This window comes from Tardiphaga sp., assembly GCF_044340795.1.
Classification (GTDB): Bacteria; Pseudomonadota; Alphaproteobacteria; order Rhizobiales; family Xanthobacteraceae; genus Tardiphaga.
Map to the genome: position 1 here is coordinate 1 of NZ_JBIISY010000032.1, position 18,133 is coordinate 18,133.

The following is an 18,133-nucleotide window of genomic DNA, read 5'->3' on the forward strand; positions in this document are numbered from 1 at the left end:
CATGACCTGCTCGAATATCCAGATGCACTTCCAGAACTGGCCCATATTGTGTCGTGAGCCGTCGATGATGCTCGACTGGCTGCCGTGGAACCACGTCTTTGGAGGCAGTCACGACGTTGGAATGACCCTCGGTTCGGGAGGAACGTTGTATATCGATGACGGTCGCCCGGTGCCTCAGCTCCACGACCGGACGGTGCGCAACCTCAGGGACATCCCGCCGACGATCTATTGGAATGTCCCGAAGGGCTTCGAGATGCTCATCGGAGCGCTCGATGCGGAGCCGGAGCTCGCCAAGCACTTTTTTTCGAAACTGAAGGTGATGTTCTATGCCGGCGCCACTTTGCCGGAGCATCTTTGGCGAGGCATCGAGCGTCTTGCCGCCGAACATGCGCCGCATCCGGTCAGCATGATGACAGGGTGGGGGTTAACGGAAACCGGCCCGTCCATCACGATGCTGAACCGGCATGGCGCCAAGCCCGGAAGCATCGGAACCGTCTTACCGGGCCAGGTCCTCAAACTTGTACCGAACGGCGGCAAACTCGAAGCCCGGGTCCGCGGGCCGAACGTCACGCCGGGATATTGGAAGGCGGGTGATATCACCGCCTCCGCCTTCGACGACGAGGGCTACTTTCTCACATCGGACGCTCTCGCCTTCGTTGAAGGCGTTGATGTGCAGCTGGGCTTCATGTTTGACGGACGCATCGCCGAGGATTTCAAACTGACGTCCGGGACCTGGGTCGACAGCCGCGCAGTCAAGGAACGGGCGATGGCTCGGCTCCAAAACCTTGCGGCCGATGTCGTGATCACCTCACCGGACAGAGACGACCTGGGTCTGTTGATCTTCCCGCCGGCCAAGCGTCCTGCCGATTATCAGGCGCAGGTCGAAAACGCGCTGGCGAGGGTGAATGATGGCGTCAGCGGCGGATCAAAGGTCTTCCGACGCGCCATGATCATGACGCGCGCCGCTTCGCTGGATGCCGGCGAAATGACGGACAAGGGCTCCGTAAATTCAAACCTGATCCGGAAGAACCGAGCAGCAGCCATCACCAGGCTCTATGCCATCCCGGCATCTGACACGATCGTCGTTATATCGGAGTGAAGTGAACACATGACTCTTGTCACCTATGAACTCAACGGACCGCTGGCCCTCATCGGCCTGAACCGGCCAGACAAGCGAAATGCCGTAAATGATGAGATGATCGCGGGCATCTCCGATGCAGTGGAGCGTGCCCATCGCGAAGCAAAGGTTGGGGTACTGTTCGGACATGGCAAGCATTTCTGTGCGGGTCTCGATCTTGGCGAGCACGTTAACAGAACCGCAAGCGACGTGGTGCGGGGGTCGCGGCAATGGCATGCAGCTTTCGACAAGATCCAGCGATCACCCATTCCCTTCATCGCAGCCCTGCACGGAGCGGTGATCGGCGGCGGGCTGGAATTGGCCGCCTCGGCGCATATCAGGGTGGCGCACGCAGGCGCGTTCTTCGCCTTGCCCGAAGGTCAGCGCGGCATCTTCTTGGGCGGAGGTGGGTCGGTCCGTATCGCTCGCCTCATATCCCCGGCGCGGATTATGGACATGATGTTGACGGGCCGCTCTTTGTCTGCGCACGACGCCGAGCGTCTGAACCTCGTTCAGTACATCGAAGCGAAGGACTCGGCGCTGGAAAAGGCGAGGCAGCTCGCAGCCGCTATCGCAACCAACGCAGAATTGTCGAACTTTGCCATCATCAATGCGATCCCCCGGATCCAGGATATGGGTCAGGACGACGGCCTGTTCGTCGAAGCGCTTGTCGCGTCCCTGACACAGACCAGCTCCCAGGCAACGGAGCGCCTTCGGGATTTTCTGGAAAAGCGAGCCCCTCGCATCGTCGCTCCCGTAGAATGAGCTGCCAGAGAGGATATGGCTATGATCAATATCGACGATGTGATTGCCATCGACATCCACACCCATGCGGAAGAGCCGTGCGGTTGCCACGCCGATGACGGCTATGACGATTTCCAGGCGCGGATGGCGGAATACTTCAAATCACCGCACAAGCATCCGCCAACGGTCGAGGAGACTGCCGACTACTATCGCGCCAAGAAGATTGCCGCGGTGATCTTTCCCGTCGATGCCGAGCGCGAGACCGGATTCCGTCGCTACAACAATTACGAGATGCTGGAGATCGCGCAACAAAACGCAGACGTTCTGATCCCGTTCGCCTCCATCGATCCGCACAAGGGCAAGCTCGGCGTGCGCGAGGCGAAGAAGCTGATGTCCGAATACGGCGTCAAGGGCTTTAAATTCCACCCGACCATGCAGGGCTTCTACGCCAATGACCGGATGGCCTACCCGCTCTATGAGGCGATCCAGGAAGGTGGCGCCATCGCGCTGTTCCACACCGGGCAGACCGGCGTCGGCTCCGGCATGCCGGGCGGCATGGGGATGCGGCTGAAATACTCCAACCCGATGTACATGGACGATGTCGCGGTGGATTTTCCGGATATGAAGATCATCCTGGCGCACCCGTCGTTCCCCTGGCAGGAAGAGGCGCTCTCGGTCGCGACACACAAGCCCAATGTGTATATCGACCTCTCCGGTTGGTCGCCGAAATACTTCCCGCCAATTCTGGTCCGCTACATCAATACAATTCTACAGGACAAGATGCTGTTCGGCTCCGACTGGCCGGTGATCATGCCGGATCGCTGGATGGCCGATTTCGGCAAGCTCGAGATCCGCAACGAGGTGCGACCGAAGGTGTTGAAGGAGAACGCACGTAAGCTATTGAACTTGTGAGAGACGGCGCGACAAGGCACATTGACCAGGTCCGATCATCGGACCTGGTACGGAATACTCTCTATGAAAGACAAAAGCCTGGAATACGAGTCAGCATCCTCGAATGGCGAGGCCTCGAACAAGACACTCGACCTTAGTGAGCTCAATGGCCTGATCGGTTTTCTCATTCGGTTCGTGCAGCTCAACCTGTTCCAGGCCTTCTTCGAGAGATTTCAACTATCCGGACTGTCGCCGGGCGAATATTCCACTCTGGTGGCTGCCCAGGCCAATCCGGGCGCCAATCAAGGCGAAATCGCCGCTGCCCTTATGATCAAGCGGTCGAATATGACCAAGCTGGTTAATGGGCTTGAGAGTCGAAAGTTGATTTCGCGGTCGGTGACCAAGGAAGACAAGCGCGCCGTCAAGCTTAACGTCACGCCCAAAGGCCGTCAGCTGATCGATGCGATTGCGTCCGACATTGTCGAGCATGATCACGCCACGGTCAGCGCCCTTTCGGTGCATGAGCGGCATATGCTACTCGGACTGCTTGGCAAGATTGCCGACCAATACCGTGGTGTGCAGTCCTGACTGCATCGAAGTTAAAGTACAGAGAGGCCGTCGCCGCCTGCCTTACCGCGCGCCTTAACCGGCAAGCCATTGGCAGGGTTAAGGGATGATGGCCTGCGGCCGACTCGGTCCTCGGATAGCGCAGCAGTTGAATTGATGCCGCCAACATGCGATCGATCGGCAGATCAGTCGGGCGACGCTGCAGATCGAGGCTGTTCTCGCCGCGCTGGCGGATCGCAGCATCGGCGAGAACGTCCATCCTGATTGCGATGAGTTGGCCGTTTGCGGACCAACTCCAAAGCGATATCTGGTCGCAGATACAGCTAACCGTCCTTGTAACGAAGATAGCGACTGCAGCCTGCCTTGCTGAACTTCATCGATATCTCAGCGCAAACATTTGATCGACTACACGTTCCTGCGAGAGCGTATCGCACACACAGGATCAAGTTAGCTGTATCCAAACGCTTTTCTTGTTCAGATATTTTTCGAAGCCCGCAACACCAAAATCTTTACCCATGCCCGACTGCTTGTGGCCACCGAACGGGCTGGCGATATCCATGCTACGGCCATAACTATTGATCCAGATCATTCCGGCATCAACTGCTTTGGCGGTGCGCAGCGCCCGGTTGATATTTGTGGTATGGATGCCGGCGGTGAGGCCGTAGAATGGATGATCCGCCAGCTTGATGGCTTCTTCCGGATCATCGAAGGTCTGGACGGCCAACACCGGACCGAAAACTTCCTCTTCAAAGATCGGGTTGGTATTGGACTGACAGGTGACCAGCGTGGGCTCGTAGAAATGGCCGCCGTCGCGGTCAAAGGCACGGCCTCCGGTAAGGGCTTCAGCTCCCTGTGCGAGCGCGCGGGACACGATGCCCGCAACCCGACCGCGCTGCGCCTCGCTGATAATCGGAGGCAGAGAAGTAGTTTCCTGCCAAGTCGGGCCTGCCACCGCAGATGACATGGCGACCGAGACCGCCGACAGAAACTGGTCGCGGATCTTTCGTTCAACAATCAGTCGGCTTCCGCAGAAGCAAAGCTGGCCGCTATTGCGCGTGGCCGCATTCGCAACGATGCGTGCAACCTGCTCCAGGTCCGGAGCATCTGCGAACACGATCTGCGGATTCTTGCCACCGAGCTCAAGCGAGACTGGCTTCATGCCATGCTGCGCGGCCGTCGTCATAACCGAGACGCCCGTTGCGGTGGAGCCGGTGAAGCTGACATAGCGCACCAGCGGATGGCGAATGAGCGCGCTTCCCGTCTCGCTGCCGGTGCCGATCACCACGTTGAAAAGTCCGGGGGGGATTCCGGCTTCGATCGCCAGCTCCGCAATCCTTAGCAGCGAGAATGGTGTCAGCTCGCTCGGCTTGATAACGACCGCATTGCCCGCCGCGAGAGCCGGCGCGACCTTGATCATCGCGAGGATCATCGGGACATTCCATGGCGATATCGCAGCGACGACACCGTAGGGCTCCGGAATCGTCAAGCTGTAGACATCCGATCGCGATGCCAGGACCTCTCCGTCCATGCGCGCCGCGCATTCGCCGTAGAAGCGGATGATCTCGGCCGTGACCGGAACATCTCGGGTTCGCGTCTCGGCAATCGGGCGAGACGAAAGTGCGGCTTCAATCTGCGCCAGTTCATCGCCATGCTGCTCGATCAAATCGGCCCAGCGGCGCATCACGCGCGAGCGTGCCCGTGGCTCACCAGTCGCCCATCCGGATGTCCGAAACGCCCGATCGGCAGTCGTAACGGCATAATCCACATCACTGCCGCTCACCTCCCTGAAGCTGTGCATCAGCTTGCCATCGGAAGGGCGCCGCACTTCAATGTCATGCCCGCAACCAACGAAAGGTTTCCCGTCGATAAATGACGCCTGCGGCAAAACCAGCTGATCAGGATCGAATGACAAGCCCACCATAATCTACTCCTTCTTCACGCCCCATGATCGCCGGGGCACATAGTCTGCTTTAGATCATCCTCAAACGGATACCGGTCGACGTCTCGGAGCAGTTAAATGCGGCTCTACCAACCGATAGTGAGGATATCTTCACCAGAGCTTCGCGCCGCATAATGGACATGACGGCACCATTTCTGGTTTGTTTTCCGACGCAATCCCTTGGCAGCGCACGCCTGTCGGGATCGCAACTAGGATTGCAGCAGGTTACGGTCTGGCGTGATCTGATTGCGATCGACCCGGAGTTCGATGACGGCCGGCTTTCCAGATTCGAGCGCACGCGCCAATGCCGCAGGAAAGTCCTGGTGGCGATCGATCGTTTCACCATGCGCACCGTACGACCGCGCCAATGCTGCGAAATCCGGATTAAGCAGATCGGTGCCGCTTGGACGATTAGGAAAACTCTTTTCCTGATGCATCCGGATCGATCCATACATCGTGTTGTTGACGATGATCGTGACGATCGGAAGCTGTTGCTGGACCGCGGTGGCGAATTCCTGGGACGCCATCATGAAGCAGCCGTCTCCGGCAAGACAGATCACCTTGCGCTTGGGATAGCGCAACTGCGCTGCGACAGCTGCCGGAAAGCCATAGCCCATGGTGCCAGACTTGGGAGCGATCTGAGCACCCAGTTGCTTGTAGCGGTAATAGCGATGAAGCCAGACAGTGTAGTTTCCCGCTCCGTTCGTGACCACCGCATCTTCCGGGAGCACCTCATTTAAGTGGTCGATCACGCGCGCCATGTCGAAGGAAGCTGTCTCAGGGCGCAACGTTTGATAATCGACATAGGCTTTCCGCGACTCCGCCCGCCAGTTGGTCCATGCAGAACTATCCAGCACGTCGATCTTCGCGAGAGCTTCTGCGAAGCGGGACGAATTGGCCGGGATACCTAGCTTCGGGATAAAAACACGGCCGATCTCTTCCGGCCCGGGAAACACGTGGATCAACACTTGCCTGGGTGCCGGAATGTCGAACAGCGAATAGTGATTGGTCGTGACATCGCCAAGGCGGTCGCCGATGACCAGCAGATAATCCGAACTTTTCACGCGTTCCAGCAATAGCCGGCTGCAGCCGAGGCTGATGTCACCGATATACTGCTCGCTGCGATTATCGAGAATGTCTTGGGAACGGAAACCCGCCACAACAGGCAAATCATTTCGTTCGACGAAAGAACGGAACTGCGCCACGGCTTCCGGCGTCCACCCAAGATTGCCGACAATGACCAGCGGACGCTTCGCCTGCTGGAGGAGACGCACGGTTTCCGCCAACTGCATGTCGGAGGGCGCTGCATCGACTGTCGTGGCCGGTGCCGTATCGGCAACCGTGCTCATCTCATCGAGCACATCTTCTGGGATCGAGAGAACAACCGGTCCCGGGCGGCCTGCATCGCGGTGTGGAAGGCACGGCTCACCAACTCCGGAATTCGATCCACGGCGTCGATTTCCACAACCCACTTCACCATGTCGCTAAAGGTGCGCTCGTAGTTCATCTCCTGAAATGCCTCGCGGCCACGATGGTAGCTCGGCACCTGTCCGACGATCAGGATCATTGGCGTCGAATCCTGCCACGCCGTATGCAAGCCGAGGCTGGCTTGCATCGCCCCCGGACCGCGGCTGACGATGCAAATGCCTGGCCGACCGGTGATCTTTCCGTCGGCCTCCGCCATATGAGAGGCAGTCGTCTCATGCCGGCACATGATAAAACGAACGCCCGCAGCCGGATCGTGGACCGCGTCGAAGATCGGCAGAGCGCTCTCGCCGGGCACACCGAACATACGATCGGCACCGTTGCGCCGCAACGCCGCCACAAGGATCGCGCCGCCGTTGCGCGCCCCAGCCGGGGCATCAGCGATGTTTACGGGACGATTTGCACTGCTCATTGGATAGAGACCTTTTTGATTTTTGAGAGCATCGGTTTCTGCTGAAATTTTCTAAGACGGCTGCCTGTCGGCCGCTCTGCGTCGTCAATGGTGATCGCAGCGCATCTCCAGGAGCGCGCATCGCGCCAGATTTGACCGCCCGCTTCCGCGCGCTCGGCGGCAGGACCGCATTGCTATGTCCGATTGAAATGGGCCGCCCTGGCCGTCTTGTCGTTATCGATAGTCAGATCTCCGGCGACAAGAAATGCCTCGGCAAACGGAATTTTCGCTTTGATCGCATCCGGAGCGAACACAAACGCCGACTTACGTCTGATCTGCCGAATCTCGTGCGTCAATGCGGTCTGCCAGAACGACAACGCCTGCTATGAGGGAGAAAGCGTTGTCAACTTCTGTGTCTTCGGCATGATGTGCCCGATCATCGACGATCGGTTAGTTCGAGATCTTCGCTTTCGCGCGCTTCACGATGCCTTCCATTCGGGCGGAGTCTTTCGCGATCGTTGCAGCAAACTCGGCCGGCTTATCTGCAATCACTTTCAGACCGAGACCTTCCATGCGGGCGGACACCGTCGGATCTTTAAGCGCCTCGACGATCGAAGTGTTGAGCTTCTCCAAGACGTCTTTCGGGGTCGCCGCTGGCGCAAGAAAGCCGTACCAGTTGCCCGCAAGCAGATCCGGCGATCCTGCCTGCGATGCCGTCGGCACATTCGGGAGTTGTTGACTGGCTTCGGAGGCAGTCACGACGATCGGACGCAACTGGCCGCTCTGTACCTGCTGAACAGTATTCGAGAGATTGTCACACATCATCGAGACCTGACCGCCGATGACGTCCTGCAGTGCCGGTGCTGCACCCTGATAAGGAATGTGAACAGCATCAACGCCTTCGAGCACTTTCAGCGTCTCGCCACACAGATGGCTGGTGCTGCCGATACCTGCCGACGCAAATGTCAGCTTGCCAGGCTCAGCCTTGGCCAATGCAATCAGTTCTTTCAGCGAGTTCGCTTTGACCGACGGATTGACGACAAGAATGTTCGGAGTTGACGCACCATTGGTGATCGGAGTGAAGTCCTTCTCGGCATTATAGGCCGGCTTGTCGTAGATCCAGGGATTTATGGCCATCATGCCCGTCGTGGCAAGCAGGAGCGTGTAGCCGTCCGCCGGAGCAGTTGCGACGCGCGCCGCGCCGATCGACCCATTGGCGCCGCCACGATTCTCGATAATGATATTGACGCCCAGTGACTTCGTCAGCAGTGGCGCAACAAGCCGCGGTATCGCATCGGCCGTGCTTCCGGCCGGAAACGGAACCACAATCGTAATCATCTTCTCGGGATAGCCGGCCGCCTGTGCGCCGGGGGCTGCGAGAGTGAGCGGCGACAACAGCGCCGCCACAACGAATGTGGTCCATTTCATGGATCGATCCTTGTTTCGCTTTCCAAACATTCTGCAAGAAGCTCTGAGACCTACGACCTCGGTGCCTTCCTTCTCACGACTCTTGTTCAACCAACGGTCGCGTGCCTTGGATTATCGTTTCAAGAGGATCAGGCGATCACTCGGCCGCACCGACATGCAGTGCAGCGGCGCGATCGAGCGAATCCAGCATCGCGATCCGGCGCAGCAATGCACGCCCCCTCTCAGGATCGGCCGCCGCAGCGCGAATATCGTCGCGGAAGCGGGCGCGATCTGCTTCGTCCTTCGCTTCGAGATTCTTCTTGTTGCGGATGGTGTCGCCCTGAATCGCCTGCATCGTCACCGTGCGACGCTGCAGATCATAATCGGCCAGGATGCTCTCGCTATCCTTACCGTTGATAACGGCACCCAGCTTCGAGGTCAGGTTCAGCGCGTCGTGAATGCCGCCATTCATGCCCATGCCACCGAGCGGATTGTTGATATGAGCAGCGTCGCCGGCGAGGAAGGAGCGGCCTTTCTGGAAATTCGCCGCGACGCGCTGATGCACGCGATAGAGCGTGGTATGAGTGATCGGCGCATCTACACCGGTCGGCACCACGCGACGGATCGACGAGGTGACATAGCCTTCCGAAAGCGCCTCTTCGTCGGACACCTCCGCCGGCACCGGCATCATCACGCGCCATGCGCCGATTATGCGCAACAGGAAATGCCAGCGTTCGGGATCGGCAACATAGCTGACCGACGACACGCCCGGACGCAGGGCGGCGAAGTCCACCGGCGTCGTCATCACCAGGAAGCGTTCCGGCCACGTAAAGCCTTCGAACTCCATATCCTGATCGCGGCGAACGATGCTGTTGGCGCCATCGGCGCCGATCAGCCAATCGCATTCATAGGCCTTCTCGCCGCCATCGACGGCCACCGTGAGCGTGACCGTATCGCTGGTCTGGGTCACGGATTTCACTTCGCAGCTGAACACGATGGAGAACAGCGGATGATCCTTCAGGCCGTCCAGGATGATGCGCGTCAGCTTGAACTGCTCGGCCTGGAGGCGAAACGGATGCCGCACCAGATCGGAAATCGCGCTGAAATCAAACGTGCCAAGAACGCCGTCCGTGGAGGAGCAATACTGGACTGTGGGTGCTTTCAGCCCCTGCGCGATCAACTCCTCGGCAAACCCAAGATCGGCGAGCATGTCGAGGGTCGGCGGGTGAAAGGTCGAGGCGCGGGACTCTCCGCTCAGCTGAGCATTCTTTTCCAGCACCACAACTGGAATTCCCTGCCGCACCAGATCCGCCGCCGCAACCATGCCGACCGGGCCCGCGCCAGCAATGATAACCGGATGTTTGTTCACGCTCATGTCCAAAACCTCAATCGGTGATCTGTTCGTTGCCCTCGCCGGGCGATCAGATCGGTCAGTCAGGCGGAGGAGAAACGTTCGCTCCATTGCCGACTTTCATCATAGCGCCGAAGCTATGTGCCTTGCGCTTGGGCACGCAAACAATTTAATCTGCTAACATCTTGCGTTTTTGGAATGAACTATGCGTCGCAGAATTCCGAGCCTCGGCGCGCTGATGGCGTTCAGCGCGGCCGCCAAGCATCTCAGCGTCACCCGCGCCGCCGGCGAACTCGCGCTCACGGAGAGCGCCGTGTCGCGCCAGATCGCGCAGCTGGAGACCCAGCTCGGCGTCAAGCTGTTCCACCGGATCAAGAAACGGATCACATTGACGCGCGCCGGGGCGGCCTACAGCACCCGCGTGGCGCAGACGATCGAGCGGATCGAGCGCGATGCGCTGGAAATCATGGGCTATGAGGCCGATGGCATGGTACTCGACGTGGCGGCACTCCCCACGGTCGGCACACAGTGGCTCATTCCCCGCTTGCCGGATTTCTATGCCCGTCATCCGGGCGTCGCCGTGAATGTGAGCGCACGCAACACTCGTTTCTTCTTTAGCGAGACTGCGCTCGACGGTGCATTGTATTTCGGCCAGTCCGACTGGCCCGGCACACAAGCCGATTATCTGTTCGATGAAGTCCTGCTGCCGGTCGGCTCGCCCGCGCTGATCGGCAAGCGCGGCGAATTGCCGCCGCACGAGGTTGCCGAATTGCGGCTGCTTCATCTCGTGACGCGACCAGACGCGTGGCGGCGCTGGTTCGACGCTGCGGACCTGGAAGGCACAAATGTGATCCGAGGGCCGCGCTTCGATATTCAATCGACCTTGATCAGCGCAGCGAGTTCTGGCCTTGGCGTCGCGCTGCTACCGGAATTTCTGATCTCCGACCAGCTGAGATCCGGCAAGCTGCGCGTGCTGTCGAGCCTGACGCTGAAAAGCGTCGGCTCGTATTACTTCGCCTCTCCGGAGGAAAAGGCCGGGAATCCGCTGCTCCTGGCTTTCCGTGCATGGCTGCTGTCGCAAGCGAAGGGATCAGCCCCTCCAGACCTTACTTCCTGACCAGCGGACACCGCGACGCGGACAGCGGCTGGAAAGCCTGATCTGCGGGGATGTTGCGAGCATCTTGTAAAAACGGTGCCTTGGACTCGGCGGGCTTTTTCACCTCAAACCTTGTCCGACATTACGAAGCATGTCATGCTTGGGCGTAACTCAGGGGCTCCACCCTGGGGCTACACCATCGCCCGAGGGCATGGGGAAAAGCCTGATTCTACGGGACTTTTCGGGACCACAGCAAATGTGGCGGAGAGGGGGGGATTCGAACCCCCGATGGGCTTGCACCCATGCCGCATTTCGAGTGCGGTACAATCAACCACTCTGCCACCTCTCCTTGGTGCCGTGTTCCGACGGTCGCCCGCCGGGTGGTTGGCGGTGTTCTAGGCGAGGACGGCGGGACAGACAAGCGCCGGATGAGGAAATTCCGCTGCCAGCCCACCGTGACGCGGCGGAAATCAGCCCGGCACAGGCCTCCGGCGCCCGGGTGACGGCGCCCGAATGAACTCTGGGCGCCAAAAGCAGGTCTGCGACCAGGGCCAGTCGAGACGAAACCGCCCGATTCGCAGATGCCAAACCAGGCGCGCGTGTCTGCCGCCGGGCGATCGTCGCCTGCTCGAACGCCGTCCGCGCGGGCTCGTCCTGCCTGCGCGGACGAAGCCGCTTCGGCGCGGTGAAGGCCCGCATATCCACGTCTTGGCTGCTTGGGGACTGAAAACGCCATGGCCGGAACAGACCCGGCCATGGCGGAGTGACATGCAATACATGGCGACAGCGAGCAGAGGTCTGATCCGCCCCCTCCCCGCCGGGGGCTCAGTCCTTGCCCTTCTTCGCCTTCTTGTCGTCCTTCTCGTCCTTGTCCTTCTTCGCGTCGCGCTTGCGGTTGGTGAAGCGGGCATTGCCGAGGCCGGTGCCGATGGTGAGGACGCCCCAGCGGGCGAAATCCTGCATGAACGGGACTTCGCTCAGCCCCTGCGCCACGCCGTCATTGTGCATCAACACCGCGGTGTCGTGATCGCCGATGCTCGGGATGCCTTCGGCAATCAGCGCCGGCAGGTTGAACTTGCTGCTCTCCCAATTGCCCGGCAGGTTCTGCGCGCCCTTTTCGATGGTGCCGTCTTCATTGATGACACCCGGGCAGGAGATGCCGATGAAGGGGGCCAGCTTGAAGCCCTCCTTCTCGGCCGCCTTGATCAGGTCCTGCAGCATCTTGACCAGCCGCTTCACCGCGCCTTCGCGGGTCGGCTCGTCATCGGCATGCTTCCACAGATCGGATTTCCACACCTCGGCCTTGGAGAGATCCTTCGACTTCTTCCAGTTGGTCTCCACCACGCCGCAGCGGATATTGGAGCCGCCGATATCGACGGCCAGGATGCTGTCATAGCCCTCGAAGATCCATGACGGCGCCAAGTGCAGGCAGCCGATCAGCCCGGCCTCATCGGGATGATACTGGATCGGAATCAGGTCGACCTTGATGCCTTCGGATTTCAGGATGATATCGGTGCGCGCGATCGCGAGTTCGCCGACCCGGCTCTGGCGGAAGCCGCCGCCGACCACGATGCATTCGGTGTCTTCCCACACCTTGTTCTTGAAGAAACGCTGGATCACATAGGCGAATTCCTGCGCGAATTCCTCGATGGCGCCATGCACCAGCGCCGCCGCCTTGACGTCGTCGCCGGTCAGGATCTCGTCGAGCTCGCTCTTACCGATCTCCTTGACCGCCTTCTTGCCGAGCGGATCCTCGCCGTTCTTCTTCAGCGGCTTGCGCAGGTCCTCGACGATCTTCTGGAACGCGCCCTTGCTGGCGCGATCGCCGAGAAACCCGTCGCCGTCCTTGATCTCGATATTGAATGTATCCACGTCCACCGATGGGAGACGCTTGGCACCGTGAACGCCGATGCCGATGGGTGTCGTTACTGCTTCGTCAGCCATGTTGCCCCTGAACGCGTGAACCGACCGACAACGCCGATGGAACCGAAAGGTTGCACGCGCGAAGGACTGCCCCGCCCGGAGGCCACCATGTCGCAGGTGCCCCCGCAGCGTCTTGATCGCCGAGCACCAGACTCAGGATTCGGCTGCCGCCAATGCACGCAATTCGTCGCGGGCGCGCTGCAGCTGCAGCTCCATGCGGTGGCGCTCGATCGCCAGGGCGACAGTCAGGGTAATGGCCGAGATGGCTTCGAGATCATGCGGTCGGGGCGAACGCGGCGCATCGTAATAGACGGCGAAGGTGCCGCTGATGACGCCGTCCATCCCCTTGATGGGCGTCGACCAGCAAGCCCGCAGACCATGCGCCGCCGCCAGCTCACGATAATCGACCCAGAGGGGATCGGTGTCGATATCCGCCACATAGACCGGTGTGCCGCGATAGGCCGAGGTGCCGCACGACCCGACACCCTCCCCGACGCGCTCACCATCGATCGCCTTGTTATAGGCGGCGGGCAGACTGGGCGCCGCCAGATGGCGGAGATAGCGATGGTCGTCGGATACGGCAAGAATGGACGCCATCATCGCATGGCCCGATGAAGCCTCGACGCTCAGCAACAGCTCCTGCAACACATCCGTCAGCGGACGACCGGCAGCGATCTGCATCAGCACATGACGTTCGCGGGCAATATGCTCGCGCAGCGATGGCCCGCTGCTCCGTCGCAACAATTCCGTACCGGGAATATCGAGCTTCATAGAAATCTCGCCAGTCGCTCACCCATCCCTGGATGACTTACAAGCGGCATTCGCGCGGCTCATGGTCGTCGCATCTTATTGAACGATAATGACAAGCGCAGGCAATAGTTTCTGCGGTCATCCGCATAAAGTGCGATAATCGGGATAGACAATCTGTGCACGATACACGCTTGGTAAGCAGACACCGAGATTGGCACGCAGACAGTGTCGATGCGGCGAATGCGCAGATCGCCACGCGCAGCGACCGCAGATTGGAAGCAATTCCAAGCATTCCTGGAGGCTTTCACAAAGCCGCATCCCGTAGCGGACGCGATAGTGCAGCAGCCATCTCACATCGCCGCCACCGCGACGGCAAACCAGGACAGCCCCCATGCACCGGCTTCAGGCTGCACGCCGTGCGCATCTGGCGATCGAAGGCGATCGCCACGCTTATCTGGCTTCGATCTGCGAGGCCGAAGCGCGCTTCATGACGCTGAGCGAGCGCGAACGGCAGGTGTTGCAGCATGTCGTCTCCGGCCACGCGAACAAGCAGATCGCCAGCGCACTCGGCATCGCCGAGGTCACCGTCAAGCTTCACCGCGGTGCGATGATGCGGAAGATGTCGGCTGCGAGCCTGGTCGACCTCGTGCGCATGTGGGATGCCATGGTGCGCTTCGTCGACTGATCGCCGTCAGATCCCCGGCAGCGCAGCCTCGCCGGCGGCGGCCAACATTGCACCGGAGCGCACCAGCGCCAGCGCCTTCTCGATATCCGCATGGAAGTAGCGGTCGTCATCGAGATGGGCGACATCGGCGCGGAGGCGCTTTCGCACGGCCTCAAGGGGATCGCTGGAGGTGAGCGGCGCGTGGAAGTCGCAGCCTTGCGCTGCGGCCAGCAATTCGATGGCGATGACGGCCATCGCATTGTCCACCATCGGCAACAGACGCCGCGCGCCATGCGCAGCCATGGAGACATGGTCTTCCTGGTTGGCCGAGGTCGGGATCGAATCGACGCTGGCGGGATAAGCACGCTGCTTGTTCTCGGAGACCAGGGCCGCCGCCGTCACCTGCGCGATCATGAAGCCGGAATTCAGCCCCGGCCGCGGGGTGAGGAAGGCCGGCACGCCGGACAGCGCGGGATCGACCAGCATGGCGATACGCCGCTCGGAGATCGAGCCGATCTCGCACACCGCGAGTGCGATCATGTCCGCCGCAAAGGCCACCGGCGCCGCGTGAAAATTGCCGCCGGACATCGCGAGATCCTCATCCGCGAAAATCAACGGATTGTCGGAGACGCCATTGGCTTCGGTGAGCAACGTCGCCGCTGCCTGGCGCAGCACGTCGAGCGCGGCGCCCATCACCTGCGGCTGGCAGCGCAGGCAATACGGATCCTGCACCCGCACGTCCCCGAGCCGATGCGATTCGCGAATGGCGCTGCCGGCCATCAAGCTCTGCAGCGCGGACGCCACCGCGATCTGTCCATCATGCTTGCGGAGCTGATGGATGCGCGCATCGAACGGCGTGTCGGAGCCGCGCGCGGCATCGGTGGACAGCGCACCCGACACCAACGCATTCCTGAACAGCACTTCCGCCTCGAACAGGCCGGCCAGCGCGCAGGCCGTCGAGAACTGCGTGCCATTGAGCAGCGCGAGGCCTTCCTTGGGACCGAGTTCGATCGGAGCAAGACCGGCGGATGCCAGCGCCTCGACAGCGGGAAGGCGGGTGTTGTTGGCAATGGCCTCGCCGACCCCGATCATCACCGACGTCATATGCGCGAGCGGCGCGAGATCGCCGGAGGCACCGACCGAGCCCTGCGACGGCACCACGGGAATGATGTCGTTGGCGAGCATCGCTTCGAGCAGTTGAACCGTCTCCAGCTTCACGCCGGAAAAGCCCTGCGCGAGCGAGGCGATCTTCAGCGCCATCATCAGCCGCGTGATCACCGGCGACAGCGGCTCGCCGATGCCGGCGCAATGCGACAGCACAATATTCCTTTGCAAGGCCACCAGATCGTCGGCCGCGATGCCGACGCTGGCCAGCTTCCCGAAGCCGGTATTGATGCCATAGACCGGCTCGCCCCGCGCCACGATCCGCGCCACCGCATCGGCACTGGCCTGGATGCGCGGATGATGTTGCGCATCGAGCTTCGGCGCCGCGCCACGATAGATCGCGCGCCAATCGCCTAGGGACATCGCGCCGGGTTCGAAATGGCTGGTCATGGCGGGGCTCCTCATTTGTCTAGGCATATTAGACAGAATGCAGCCTTGTCGTCATTCACGACTTCGCGCTGCTCTGGAGACTTTCGAGCAACAATTGTGCCGGCAGACTAAGCCCCTTGTTTCGCACCGCGATGACGAATTGCCGCTGCGCCCAGTCATTGCTCAGCGGGACCACTTTCAGCCCCAGCGTCTGCTGGATCGCGGATGCCTCTTCTTGCGGCACGATGGCGACGGCGAGCTGCGCCGCGACCACGCGATAGGCGGCATCCACCGTGGAAACCTGGATGCGGTAACGCATCTGCTTGCCGGCAGCGGCCGCCGCGCTCCGCTGCGTCGCCTGCATGATGCTGCGGGCAACGATGTCGACATGTTCGTAGTCGACGGTTTCTTCAAACGACACCGAGTCACGCGATGCCAGCGCATGATCGGGATGCACCACCACCGCAAGACGATCGCAATGATAAGGATGTGTCGTCAGCCCGCGCAGGTCGACGGCATCCCAGCACACGCCGATATCGGCGCGCCCTTCCTCGACACCGCGCACCACTTCCCAGATCTCGCGCTCTTCGAGGCTGACGCGTACATCGCGATATTTTTTTGCAAAGGCGCTCACATCCTCCGGCAGCACCTGCGCCACCGCGGACTTCGAGGCGAACACCCGCACATGCCCCTGCACGCCATCGGCAAACGCGCCGAGTTCGGCCTGCATGCGATCGAGCAATTGCAGACTCTCGCGCGCATAGCGCCAAAGCACCTCGCCGGCCGCCGTTACCGTAACGCCGCGGCGGCCACGCTCCAGCAGCTGCACGCCGGCCTCCTCTTCCATCTGGCTGATGCGCTTCGACACCGCGGACGGGACGATGGCCTCGCGCTTGGCGGCGGAGGCGATGTTGCGCTCCTCGCAAACGGCGATGAACAGGCGGAGGGAGACAGGGTCGAAGCTGCGCATCCTGCCATCTTAGATGGGAATGCCTCAGGTGAAAATTGACCATTTCAGAGATGGCTGCGACAGGCGTATTGCCACAAGCCATCGCAAGACTGCCGCCGTGTTGCCGCAAGAAAACACGCGAGAACGAGGGAATTCCATGCGCATTGTCGAAGTCCGGGAGCGCACCGCTCCGATCGCCTCCCCCATCGCTAACGCCTTCATCGACTTCAGCAAAATGACGCTGAGCCTGGTCGCCGTGGTCACCGACGTGATCCGCGACGGCAAGCCGGTGATCGGCTACGGCTTCAATTCCAACGGCCGCTATGGCCAGGGCGGCCTGATCCGCGAACGTTTCGCGCCGCGCATCCTCGAAGCCAAGCCGGACGACCTCATCGATTCCACTGGCGAAAACATCGATCCCCACAAGGTGTGGGCGACCATGTTCACTAATGAAAAGCCCGGCGGCCACGGCGAGCGCTCGGTGGCCATCGGCACTATCGACATGGCCGTCTGGGACGCCGCCGCCAAGATCGCGAACAAGCCGCTTTTCCGTTTGCTGTCAGACCGTTACGGCACGACCGCGAACCCCAAAGTGTTCGTCTATGCCGCCGGCGGCTACTATTATCCAGGCAAGGGCCTCGAAGGCTTGGCCTCTGAAATGAAAGGCTATTTGGACCGCGGCTACAATGTCGTGAAGATGAAGATCGGCGGCGCCCCGCTGGCCGACGACCTCAAGCGCATCGAGCACGTGCTGAAGCTGCTGCCCTCGGGCTGCCAGCTCGCCGTCGACGCCAATGGCCGTTTCGATCTCACGACCGCGATCGACTACGCCAAGGCTTTGAGGGAATACGATCTTTTCTGGTACGAGGAAGCCGGCGACCCGCTCGATTACGAGCTGCAGGAAAAGCTCGCCGAGCACTATCCGAAGCCGATGGCGACCGGCGAGAACCTGTTCTCCATGCAGGACGCCCGCAACCTGATCCGCTACGGCGGCATGCGCAAGGACCGCGACTGGCTGCAATTCGACTGCGCCCTGTCCTACGGCCTGGTCGAATATCTCAGGACCTTGGAAATGCTGAAGAATTACGGCTGGTCCTGGACCCGCTGCATCCCCCATGGCGGCCACCAGATGTCGCTGAACATCGCAGCCGGCCTCGGTCTTGGCGGCAATGAATCATATCCCGACCTGTTCCAGCCCTATGGCGGCTTCCCGGATGGCGTGAAGGTCGAGAACGGCCATATCGTGATGCCGGAACTGCCGGGCATCGGTTTTGAGGGCAAGTCGGACCTGATCAAGGAAATGCGCAGCCTCGCATCGTAGGCTTC

At 60.8% G+C, this 18,133-nt stretch carries 14 protein-coding genes, 1 tRNA gene and 1 pseudogene; 7 read left to right on the forward strand and 9 right to left on the reverse strand.

Annotated elements, in window-relative coordinates; translation table 11 throughout:
• The 4 genes from ACIQ17_RS07730 to ACIQ17_RS07745 form a co-directional block, all read left to right on the forward strand.
• Positions 1–1,099: AMP-binding protein (locus ACIQ17_RS07730; protein WP_398467100.1), on the forward strand; the 1,099-nt coding region annotated here is incomplete at its 5' end.
• Positions 1,100–1,108: 9 nt separating this feature from the next.
• Entirely contained in the window at positions 1,109–1,882 is a 774-nt protein-coding gene (locus tag ACIQ17_RS07735; RefSeq protein WP_398467102.1) for a crotonase/enoyl-CoA hydratase family protein, read from the forward strand.
• Positions 1,883–1,903: 21 nt separating this feature from the next.
• Entirely contained in the window at positions 1,904–2,773 is an 870-nt protein-coding gene (locus ACIQ17_RS07740) for an amidohydrolase family protein (protein ID WP_398467104.1), read from the forward strand.
• A 63-nt stretch (positions 2,774–2,836) separates the two neighbouring features.
• The gene (locus ACIQ17_RS07745) at positions 2,837–3,340 is read left to right on the forward strand and encodes a MarR family winged helix-turn-helix transcriptional regulator (protein WP_398467106.1); all 504 of its coding nucleotides are present in this window, start codon (positions 2,837–2,839) and stop codon (positions 3,338–3,340) included.
• A 421-nt stretch (positions 3,341–3,761) separates the two neighbouring features.
• On the opposite strand, the gene ACIQ17_RS07750 is transcribed toward ACIQ17_RS07745, so the two are convergent.
• The 4 genes and pseudogenes from ACIQ17_RS07750 to ACIQ17_RS07765 form a co-directional block, all read right to left on the reverse strand.
• A complete protein-coding gene (locus ACIQ17_RS07750) occupies positions 3,762–5,240 on the reverse strand; it encodes an aldehyde dehydrogenase family protein (protein ID WP_398467108.1) in 1,479 nt (492 codons plus the stop codon).
• A 227-nt stretch (positions 5,241–5,467) separates the two neighbouring features.
• Positions 5,468–7,155: pseudogene (locus ACIQ17_RS07755) on the reverse strand (thiamine pyrophosphate-binding protein).
• Positions 7,156–7,584: 429 nt separating this feature from the next.
• On the reverse strand, positions 7,585–8,562 hold the full coding sequence (locus ACIQ17_RS07760) for a Bug family tripartite tricarboxylate transporter substrate binding protein (protein ID WP_398467110.1): 978 nt from the start codon (positions 8,560–8,562) through the stop codon (positions 7,585–7,587).
• A 136-nt stretch (positions 8,563–8,698) separates the two neighbouring features.
• Positions 8,699–9,910, reverse strand: a complete 1,212-nt coding sequence (locus ACIQ17_RS07765) for an FAD-dependent oxidoreductase (RefSeq protein WP_398467112.1) — start codon at positions 9,908–9,910, stop codon at positions 8,699–8,701.
• 187 nt (positions 9,911–10,097) lie between these two features.
• On the opposite strand from ACIQ17_RS07765, the gene ACIQ17_RS07770 reads away from it, so the two are divergent.
• Positions 10,098–11,009, forward strand: coding sequence for a LysR substrate-binding domain-containing protein (locus ACIQ17_RS07770; protein ID WP_398467113.1), 912 nt, complete (start codon positions 10,098–10,100; stop codon positions 11,007–11,009).
• 238 nt (positions 11,010–11,247) lie between these two features.
• Here ACIQ17_RS07770 and ACIQ17_RS07775 read toward each other — a convergent pair.
• The 3 genes from ACIQ17_RS07775 to ACIQ17_RS07785 form a co-directional block, all read right to left on the reverse strand.
• Positions 11,248–11,337 (reverse strand) — tRNA-Ser (locus ACIQ17_RS07775).
• A 476-nt stretch (positions 11,338–11,813) separates the two neighbouring features.
• Positions 11,814–12,932 (reverse strand): ROK family protein, encoded by a 1,119-nt coding sequence (locus ACIQ17_RS07780; RefSeq protein WP_398467115.1) that lies wholly within the window; start codon positions 12,930–12,932, stop codon positions 11,814–11,816.
• 132 nt (positions 12,933–13,064) lie between these two features.
• Complete coding sequence (locus ACIQ17_RS07785; RefSeq protein WP_398467117.1) at positions 13,065–13,682, reverse strand: GAF domain-containing protein; 618 nt, start codon at positions 13,680–13,682, stop codon at positions 13,065–13,067.
• A gap of 370 nt (positions 13,683–14,052) precedes the next feature.
• On the opposite strand from ACIQ17_RS07785, the gene ACIQ17_RS07790 reads away from it, so the two are divergent.
• Positions 14,053–14,346, forward strand: a complete 294-nt coding sequence (locus ACIQ17_RS07790) for a response regulator transcription factor (protein WP_398467119.1) — start codon at positions 14,053–14,055, stop codon at positions 14,344–14,346.
• A 6-nt stretch (positions 14,347–14,352) separates the two neighbouring features.
• Here the strand turns inward: ACIQ17_RS07790 and hutH are convergent, their stop codons facing one another.
• Together hutH and ACIQ17_RS07800 are read right to left on the reverse strand one after the other, a co-directional pair.
• Positions 14,353–15,879, reverse strand: coding sequence for a histidine ammonia-lyase (gene hutH, locus ACIQ17_RS07795; RefSeq protein WP_398467121.1), 1,527 nt, complete (start codon positions 15,877–15,879; stop codon positions 14,353–14,355).
• A 55-nt stretch (positions 15,880–15,934) separates the two neighbouring features.
• Positions 15,935–16,828, reverse strand: a complete 894-nt coding sequence (locus ACIQ17_RS07800; protein WP_398467123.1) for a LysR substrate-binding domain-containing protein — start codon at positions 16,826–16,828, stop codon at positions 15,935–15,937.
• 136 nt (positions 16,829–16,964) lie between these two features.
• Here ACIQ17_RS07800 and ACIQ17_RS07805 point away from each other — a divergent pair, with 136 nt between their 5' ends.
• Positions 16,965–18,128 (forward strand): mandelate racemase/muconate lactonizing enzyme family protein, encoded by a 1,164-nt coding sequence (locus ACIQ17_RS07805; protein ID WP_398467125.1) that lies wholly within the window; start codon positions 16,965–16,967, stop codon positions 18,126–18,128.
• Positions 18,129–18,133 lie beyond the last annotated feature (5 nt).

Bases quoted from the DNA above. Each gene is read 5' to 3' on its own strand.
- ACIQ17_RS07735 (WP_398467102.1), top strand. From the start codon at position 1,109: ATGACTCTTGTCACCTATGAACTCAACGGACCGCTGGCCCTCATCGGC.
- ACIQ17_RS07740 (WP_398467104.1), top strand. From the start codon at position 1,904: ATGATCAATATCGACGATGTGATTGCCATCGACATCCACACCCATGCG.
- ACIQ17_RS07745 (WP_398467106.1), top strand. From the start codon at position 2,837: ATGAAAGACAAAAGCCTGGAATACGAGTCAGCATCCTCGAATGGCGAG.
- ACIQ17_RS07750 (WP_398467108.1), bottom strand. From the start codon at position 5,240: ATGGTGGGCTTGTCATTCGATCCTGATCAGCTGGTTTTGCCGCAGGCG.
- ACIQ17_RS07760 (WP_398467110.1), bottom strand. From the start codon at position 8,562: ATGAAATGGACCACATTCGTTGTGGCGGCGCTGTTGTCGCCGCTCACT.
- ACIQ17_RS07770 (WP_398467113.1), top strand. From the start codon at position 10,098: ATGCGTCGCAGAATTCCGAGCCTCGGCGCGCTGATGGCGTTCAGCGCG.
- ACIQ17_RS07780 (WP_398467115.1), bottom strand. From the start codon at position 12,932: ATGGCTGACGAAGCAGTAACGACACCCATCGGCATCGGCGTTCACGGT.
- ACIQ17_RS07785 (WP_398467117.1), bottom strand. From the start codon at position 13,682: ATGAAGCTCGATATTCCCGGTACGGAATTGTTGCGACGGAGCAGCGGG.
- ACIQ17_RS07790 (WP_398467119.1), top strand. From the start codon at position 14,053: ATGCACCGGCTTCAGGCTGCACGCCGTGCGCATCTGGCGATCGAAGGC.
- hutH (WP_398467121.1), bottom strand. From the start codon at position 15,879: ATGACCAGCCATTTCGAACCCGGCGCGATGTCCCTAGGCGATTGGCGC.
- ACIQ17_RS07800 (WP_398467123.1), bottom strand. From the start codon at position 16,828: ATGCGCAGCTTCGACCCTGTCTCCCTCCGCCTGTTCATCGCCGTTTGC.
- ACIQ17_RS07805 (WP_398467125.1), top strand. From the start codon at position 16,965: ATGCGCATTGTCGAAGTCCGGGAGCGCACCGCTCCGATCGCCTCCCCC.